This window comes from Corynebacterium sp. zg-331, assembly GCF_014267345.1.
Taxonomy (GTDB): Bacteria; Actinomycetota; Actinomycetes; order Mycobacteriales; family Mycobacteriaceae; genus Corynebacterium.
This window is the reverse complement of the sequence record NZ_JACMYD010000015.1, coordinates 1-7983: the sequence shown is the minus strand read 5'-3', so window position 1 is coordinate 7983 and position 7983 is coordinate 1. Positions and strand designations below refer to the sequence as shown.

General features: G+C 54.0%; 7 protein-coding genes and 1 pseudogene. 5 read left to right on the top strand and 3 right to left on the bottom strand.

Going from position 1 to position 7983, the window contains the following annotated elements:
- Nucleotides 1-294: 294 nt before the first annotated feature.
- Nucleotides 295-612: a hypothetical protein gene (locus H7347_RS10465; protein WP_152823449.1), complete on the bottom strand. Its 318-nt coding sequence runs from the start codon at nucleotides 610-612 to the stop codon at nucleotides 295-297.
- Nucleotides 613-695: 83 nt separating this feature from the next.
- On the opposite strand from H7347_RS10465, the gene H7347_RS10460 reads away from it, so the two are divergent.
- The 5 genes from H7347_RS10460 to H7347_RS10440 all read left to right on the top strand — a co-directional run bounded on the left by H7347_RS10460 (nucleotide 696) and on the right by H7347_RS10440 (nucleotide 6352).
- Nucleotides 696-1325, top strand: a complete 630-nt coding sequence (locus tag H7347_RS10460; protein WP_152823448.1) for a hypothetical protein — start codon at nucleotides 696-698, stop codon at nucleotides 1323-1325.
- A gap of 235 nt (nucleotides 1326-1560) precedes the next feature.
- Nucleotides 1561-2262: a hypothetical protein gene (locus H7347_RS10455; protein ID WP_152823447.1), complete on the top strand. Its 702-nt coding sequence runs from the start codon at nucleotides 1561-1563 to the stop codon at nucleotides 2260-2262.
- 1210 nt (nucleotides 2263-3472) lie between these two features.
- A complete protein-coding gene (gene mobF / locus H7347_RS10450) occupies nucleotides 3473-4078 on the top strand; it encodes a MobF family relaxase (RefSeq protein ID WP_152823446.1) in 606 nt (201 codons plus the stop codon).
- On the top strand, nucleotides 4038-4346 hold the full coding sequence (locus H7347_RS10445; protein WP_255476858.1) for a relaxase domain-containing protein: 309 nt from the start codon (nucleotides 4038-4040) through the stop codon (nucleotides 4344-4346). Before mobF ends, H7347_RS10445 begins: the two co-directional genes overlap by 41 nt.
- Nucleotides 4347-4462: 116 nt before the next feature.
- Nucleotides 4463-6352 carry an ATP-dependent RecD-like DNA helicase gene (locus tag H7347_RS10440; RefSeq protein WP_152823444.1) on the top strand — a complete coding sequence of 630 codons (1890 nt, stop codon included), beginning with the start codon at nucleotides 4463-4465 and terminating at the stop codon, nucleotides 6350-6352.
- Nucleotides 6353-6916: 564 nt separating this feature from the next.
- On the opposite strand, the gene H7347_RS10435 is transcribed toward H7347_RS10440, so the two are convergent.
- Both H7347_RS10435 and H7347_RS10430 read right to left on the bottom strand, forming a co-directional pair.
- Entirely contained in the window at nucleotides 6917-7537 is a 621-nt protein-coding gene (locus H7347_RS10435) for an Abi family protein (RefSeq protein ID WP_227659136.1), read from the bottom strand.
- Nucleotides 7538-7670: 133 nt separating this feature from the next.
- A pseudogene (locus H7347_RS10430) lies at nucleotides 7671-7983 on the bottom strand (hypothetical protein); the annotation flags it as partial.

Sequence of the window (7983 nt, the reverse complement as noted above, 5' to 3'; positions counted from 1 at the left end):
GAAGCCAGGTGCGTGGAGAAGCCAGGTGCGTGGAGAAGCCAGGTGCGTGGAGAAGCCAGGTGCGTGGAGAAGCCAGGTGCGTGGAGAAGCCAGGTGCGTGGAGAAGCCAGGTGCGTGGAGAAGCCAGGTGCGTGGAGAAGCCAGGAAAGGGCTGCCGCGGCGCCCCTATTCGGGCCGCCTTGCCCTCATACAGGGGTGGTTGCAGAATGCAAGGCGCAACGAGGTGTTCCTTGGCGCCTGGTTTCTTCTGCCAGGGGTACCTCGTCTAAGACGAGTCAGAGCATCCCCGTGAGTTCATCGGTCGTCGAGTTGATCGTCAGTAAACCGTGACTGCACTTCCTCTAACAAGCGCCGCAAGGAAACCTCTCCGAGATAGACGTGCTCGCTCCGCAAAGAGGCTTCTTGCGCCGTGAGAAAACCGCCTTCTACCAGGGCTACAAGCACGTCTTGCTTCAAAGCACGTGCTGCTTGCACAGCTACGTGCATATCCGGCACGACGCCATGCCGCCACCGATTCACCGTGGCTGGTGTGACTTCGATGGTGCGGGCTAATTCGCGGTCTGAGCGTCCCGCACGTAAGGAATCCAGATACCGCCACCACTTCGTTGCCACAGCCGTCTTCTCCTTAGTTGAGTTCTTCTCCGCAAGCGTAGAAAACCCAGTGGTCAAAGAACAGCCCAGGGTGTATCTTTAAAGTGAATAATACCTTGTGGTTGATATGTGGAGGGTTTACTTTGCCTGGGCAAGCATGGAAGAAGCAACGTCATGAACTATGGGAGCAGTTCCGCGATCACGGCACCACCACAGCCTTAGCTGAACTGCTCCACCACGCGGCCTACTTAGCGCCGCAGCCAGGACTAGATGTAGTAATCAACGAGTTCTTCAAACTCGCAGGACACAGTGAGCACTACGATGCCGCCCTAATCCAAGTCGGCTCATCCCAAAGAAGCGTCGAGACTACCCTTTTTCGTGTCGGACGTGTATGCGGCGAGATCGTTGACCACGCTTGCCCGATAGAGGTCGGAGCAGATTTGCAGTCATACGCAGCCCCTCAACTCCACGAAGTGATCATGCAGCGCGAACACGAAGCAGCAGGTGGGACGATATGGTCAGCAATCTCTTTACGGGGATACACCTCAGAGTCGCTTGCGGAAGCCACCGGGATCCCGCTGCCAGTTATCGAGCAATGGATCCGGACAGGGCAAGGCATCAGTAACAGGGCCTTCATCATTCTCGCCTCGGAACTGACGATGAAGGCTAGTGACCTTCATCAACGAGCAGAACGCACCCATACGTTTTGCTACCGGGAAGAATCTGCTCGGTAGAACTTTAAAGTTCTCAGTGTGACGTACAGTGCTGCCTGTCTCTATCGGCCAGGGATCTGTGCGGTCAAGCTGAGGTTCGCTCAGGCATGCAAGACTGTGAAGATGCCCGGCTTGAAGTGGGAAAATCGCCAATTTATATATCTCCACCAGGGAAGTATACGAAAGTAGATTGACGCGTATAGTTGCTTACTATATGCTTGGGGTATGCTAAAAATCCTACGCAAGACAGTCCTTAGTGACAGTTCTTTCAGCTTCCCTCGTTGGGTCTTTTTCCCCTGTCGTCTCCGCTTCTCCGCAAACAATCGAAAGTCAGTCGCCAGAAGTGAGTTATGATAAACTGACGATCACTCCTATCTCTGGTGGTGATATTGATCTTAATATCAAGACGCCTTCTGGTAACCAGATTGAGTGGGCTATTAATCATCCCGATGATAGTCATGAGATAACTTTTTCTGTTGAATCATCCAAGAAAGTTGAACTTGAGCTTCATGAGCCTAGCGGTGCGATAGTTGTCTACCTTGATGAAGAGCCTGGTGCTTTAATTAAAGCACCTTGGGCAAAAGATGCTAATGGCGGTGATGTAAAGACTAGATTTGAGATAAATGGAAATGAAATAACTCAATACGTTTCTCCTCTGGGGGATGAGTCGCTGTATCCGATAGTTGCGGACCCTCGTGTTGATTGGGGCATTGTGACTGGTCATATATATTTCAGCAAAGAAGAAACCCGATATATGGCTGGTGGTACTGCTGCAGTTATGGCAATATCTCCTTTTTGGATGGCAATACCAGCTCCTGCAGGAGAAGCATTAGCGGGTTGGTGGTTCGCGAACAGCTTGCAAATTTCTCTGTGGGCTGCAACTGCTTATGATCAAGGAAAGTGTCTTGCGCTTAAAGTGGGTGTTACCGGGCAGGGGTGGCCCCTAGTGTGGGCGTAACTCCTGAGCACTATACGGATGGTTGTGCATAATGTCACGGCAAGAGAAAGTGAAGGCTGTATGGGTTGCGGTAATTACATTATTATCACTCGACTACTGTCTATACACTATGCTTAGTGGTGAAAGTAAGCTTTCCGCCCCATTCTCCATTATTGGTTTAATGGTATTATTTTCGCAATCGTACTACGCTGTGTTAAATTTCAAAAAATTGGAGGTGGAAAGTTATATAAGATCAACTTTTGTTACATTCATTATAATATCCCTGGTTCCAATATTTGGCGCTCTTAATGTAGAGTTTCAAATGTCGGGATTAACTTCCCTGATTTGGCCTGCGGCTTTTGCTATATTTTTCGTATATAATTCAAGATTTTTGGATTGGTGTAGGGACGGTAATTAATTAACTACTGTAACTCTAGTTTAACTTACTGTTTTATATGTGGGAAACATTTCTAGAGTGGTGAAGCAGCGATAATTGTAACGTAATTCGCAACCTTTCCCTGAAAGAATCTTTCGTGCACTTCATTTCGTTACGTTATCTTTAGCGGGTGTGTTGTAGCTCCAGTTGCTTTTCTGCTGGTAGAAGCACGGATACCGAGTTTGCGATCCGCAAAGCACTAGCAACGACGCCCTTCAGCGCATCGGGGATCTCTGCCTGGCCGAAGATCCTGCGCTCGCAGTCGAGCAAAACATTCCTTGTGATGATTAGATTGCTCTCGTTGAGGGAATCAAGCCAAGAATGAAAGACGCGCAGCTGAGACTCTGCTGCCTCAGCTCGACCCTGTACTCCTTGCCAGCTTGGTGCGCTTCATGAAGTGCCTGCTCTAAGTGCTCTGCTTTCCTGCGTAGCTCGGTCACCTCAGCAGAGCTGGGGAGAGCTGCAGTGAACGAAGAGAGCTTCTGCTTATCGCGCTGACGTTGACCACGCTGCCGACACGCCGCAGAGCACCACCTCCGCGCCCTGCCCCTAGCCTTCCGCTCCAGCTTCTTGCCACAACCCGCGCACCGTCCCCCAACGTCGCCTGCTCCATGTCCTTCGGCTGCGACCATCGCTGGCTCCTCTCACCTCGACCTCAAACCCCGGCCACTGCTACCCTGAACGATAACAGACAAAGACCAATGGGACATTTGCAACAAGTTGCTCTGTGGCGTCACCGTGGTTGTATCCCCGATGAGGAAGTGGAGGTGGTAGCAGTGCTAACGGATCGCCAAGATGGGTGAGCACTCCGTGGCCTACTATCAGTCCACTGTGGAGGAAAACGATCCTGCGGCCTCCTACTACTCCGAGAACGGCACCAACCCGCCTACAGTGTGGCTGCGTGGCGAAGAACCTGCTGCTGTAGAGCGCATCGAGCAATACCTAGGAGTACGTGATGGGAAGCGCATAGAGGGACGCGCTGTCACCGGATGGTTCAACAAAGCACTAGCACCTAGCGGAGTGTCCCTTGGCTCTGCGCTCAGGCCCAACGGGGTTCCTGGTTTTGACTTAACGTTCTGCGCGCCAAAGTCAGTGTCCCTTCTATGGGGTTTCGGGAATGAAAACGACATCCGCGAGATCGTAGATCAGGCCCACCACAATGCAGTATCCCAAGCATTAGATTATCTCTCTGATCATGCTGGCTACACCCGGCGCCAAGTCAACGACCGGCAAGGCAAACGGATGATCATCGAGCGGCTTGTAGGCATCTCAGGAGTGAAATACGAGCACCGCACCTCACGCGCGGGAGACCCTCACGTGCATTCACACGTACTGCTGGCGAATAAACAGCTATGCCGTGATGGAAAACCGCGCACTCGATGGTATGAGTCTCTACCATGAGGCGCGAGCAGCGGGCATGGTGTACCAGGCCACAATGCGAGAAATCCTTACGAGAAAACTCGGGGTGCAATGGACACCCGTAGTCAACGGATGCTCAGAAATCATCGGCCTCAATGATAAGGACGTGCTCAAGGAATACTCCACACGGACACGAGAAATCGACGCTTGGCAAGCAGATAACGGTCTTGAAAACCGGACAAGCTACCAGCGTATTACTCAAAAGATCACCCGACGAAAAAAGACACTTCGACAAGCATCGAAACCCTAAGCCAAGACTGGAACTCCACCGCTTACGCGCACACGATCCGTGACTTTATTACCGCACTAGGGGAACCAGCCACGGCCTACGAAGAAAATCCTTGCCTCCCCTCCCCAACCCAAATCTTGGCTGCCGTTATCCATGAACGCTCAACGTTTACTCGCGCCGACGTAGCGGAAAAAGCTGCGGAACTTATCCCCGTAGGAGCTATCGAACCAAGAGAAATGCATGCTGCGGTAGAAGAACTTACTAACGCGGCCTTATCAGAGACCAACACCTGGTCGGTCACCCCAGAAAAAGACCGCAGTGTAGACGACACACAACGAGAAGGATCCCAGCGCTACACCACCACAGCCGTCATCGAAGAAGTAGAACGCGGCGTTAATCTGGCTACCACACTGGTCTACCGTGGCGTGAGCGCTGAAAAAATCACCCCCATAGAGGGCGCACTTTCCCCAGCTCAGGCAGATGCCATGAAGAAAGTGGTGACTTCTGACTACCTAGCCTCGGTGATAGTAGCCCCTGCCGGAGCAGGAAAAACTTCCTCACTAAAAGCAGCACGCACCGCATGGAACAACGCAGGAAAACACGTTGTGGGTCTAGCCCCAACTGGAAAAGCTGCCGACGTGATGGTGGGAGAAAACGTCGCTGATACCTCTATGACGATCGCTCGCGCTTTCATCGGAACCACGGGGATAAGTAACGCAGAGATAGTGGAAAAGCGTGGCTGGAACCGCAACACCATCGTTGTTGTCGATGAAGCCGGCATGGTGTCAAACACCGACATCAACCGCATCCTCGAAGCAGCCGCGCAAGCACAAGCACGGACAGTCTTTGTTGGAGATCCCCAACAGTACTCCGCAGTGAAAGCCAGGTCAGGAATGCTCGAGACCTTAAGTTATGAGCTTCCCGATGCCGTGGAGCTTACGGAAGTATTCCGCCAACGTGACGCCGCAGAACGCGAAGCATCGACATGGCTACGCAGCAGTGAAGAAGCCGACGTTTCCCGCGCTGCCCAGTGGTATAGAGATCACCACCGCCTCCACGCAGGATCGACCACTGCCATGATGAACGACGCCATAGCTGGGTGGGCAAGAGACACCACCGAAGGCAAGGAATCCCTCCTGGTAGCTGTCACTGGCGACCAAGTCACTGCGCTGAATGCCGCAGCACAGAAAATCAGTGCACAACGCGGTGACATCGACACCACCAGGAGTGTAGAACTCTCTGATGGACTGGCAGGCCATGCCGGTGATGTCCTACTTACCCGACATAATGACTCCAAACTGACAACGACCACCGGAGACATGGTGCGCAACGGCCAGCGCTGGAAGATCCACACGATCAACCCCGATGGCTCGGTGACCGCTACTCGCATAGGAGACAACCCTGCCGATGTAGTGCTGCCTTCCGACTACCTGCGTGAGCACACACAACTCGGCTACGCCTCTACAGGGCACAGTGCCCAAGGCATGACCGTAGATGTTGCTCGTGTTGTCGCTGGAGTCGGCCATCTCGACAAAGCCAGCGTGTACGTACCGATGACGCGGGGACGTGACGGAAACTTCCTCTACATCACCGAAAACCAACCCGGCGACACCGAGACCGGACACGGACGCACCGTCGCAGTAGAGCGCCGAGAATCAGAAGACTACGCCCGCGATGTACTCATCGCCGCAGCGCAAAGAGAACAGGGCGATCACACACCCCAAGCAGTCTTCGGCCAAGCACGCAACAACTACTACCTCACCAGGTGGCTGAACTCACCAAGCACCCAGATCAAAGAGCCCCCTTTATCGATGGTCCTATGGCGGACTACATGGCACGGTTTAACACCCAACGCGAAAACCGATTCGCGCAGTACCACGACACCTCCCAAAAGCACGCAACCCTGCAACCACCGCAGAGCGAACGCACACAGAACCAACAACGCCAGCGCGCCCAAATACGCGAGAAGATCCAAGCTGGGCTATCTAAGGCTCAGCAGAACAAAGCGCGGTGCGAGGAAGAAATAACTCGTATCCGTGAAGAACTCGCACCGCTGCGCGCCCAACGCGAAGACGTAGACAGCCAGATCACGAACGCACAGGGCCTCCTTCACCAGACGGAATCAGAGGTACAGCGTGCCACTATCCAGTGCAATAGCCGTAGCGTCGTGGGACGTTGGTGGAACAAACACACCGATAAGCACACCGCAGATAACGCTGTGGCTAAGCGCAATCACGTGTACAAGCAGCTGCAAGCTCTCCAACAACGTCGACTGGCGATAGCAGAACCCATCGAAAAACTAGAGCGCCAAGAACACCAACTCCGACGTACGCATGGGAAGCTCGTACGAGAGATCCAGGGCTACGAAGCAAGCACAGCCATAGCTTCCGAAGACTCCGCAGACCTGATGGGACGCATAGCCCAACAACAAGCAATCAGTCGTAACCGAAAACCCTCTACCCCCACAAACACCACGCAGCAGTACCAACGCCTCTTAGAACAAAACAACCCTGACACCGGCATGGAACTCTAACCACCAGGGGATCTAAACGTGACCCAAGCGAGGACTTCAGTGGGTGTATCTGAGCGTGCTAGGGGCGCGTAAGCCGGAGATCAGGGACACGGGAGTGCTGCCGGATCCACTGCGACGCCGCAGGATCAATCCACCTGGACACGTTGCTGATCGCAGTTTCACAGCGGTCTAGGTAGGCGTCCTCTTCTGTTTGCTGTGGCTTCACGATGGGTTCGTGGTGCGCGCAGCGATTCCGCAAGCGATAGACCACGTCCACCTCGGACCGGAACTCCTCCAGGGAGGGGCTGATCCTCGGCGCTTCACCGCTGGTAGCAGTCAGGCGGGTGGTGTGGAGTCGGTTTTGGATCAGAGGCCACAGTGTTGAGCGGTAACGATCAATGAACAAATAAGTCCAGAAATCAAAACTTAGCTCCGCGATCACCTGCCCCGGCAAGGGGATACGTTTCTGGTGACGGCTCGCGCGGTGCTTGGCTTTATCGACAGAGCGTCGTGCGACTCCGCTTAACGGGATGTGCGGGGAGTCGTACCACTGGTGGCCGTACCGGGGAGAGACCGCAGCATCCACGCAGTTCCGCAAGAGAACTTCGATGTGCTGGATGTCCTCTAGGAAAGCCTTCGTTAGGTGCGTGTTCCAGAGGTAGAGAGCTTCCGGATCATGGTGGTGTACGTAGGTGCTCATCCGTTGAGGAGAGAACCACCGCTCAAGATCATCTCTAGAAGCCATACCCACCATTGTGCTACAGTGACCCTTGAAAGCCCCGGAGCGATCCCTGCGTTGAAATAGACGCACATCGCCGGGGTTACTGTTTTGCCTATACGAACCACTTGCGTATACGTGAGAGCATCCCCTGCGGCTTCGCCTCGGTGGGGGAACCAGAGTTCACTGCCTCAGGAGACATTGGTTCCGCATTATGGTTCTGTCCGGGGGCCGCAGGCTCAGCCACTGTTGTTGAGGACGAGGTGAGCTTGTCGGGGGCCTCAACGAGCGTCTCCTCACGGTCCTTGGGGCTGGGGGTGAGCATGCGTAGTGCGTGCTGGAGGTCAGTGATACGCCCGCGGCGTTCCTCGGCTAACTGTTCTGCGGCCTCACGACGGGCCACCTCGACGGACACCCGTGCTTTTTCT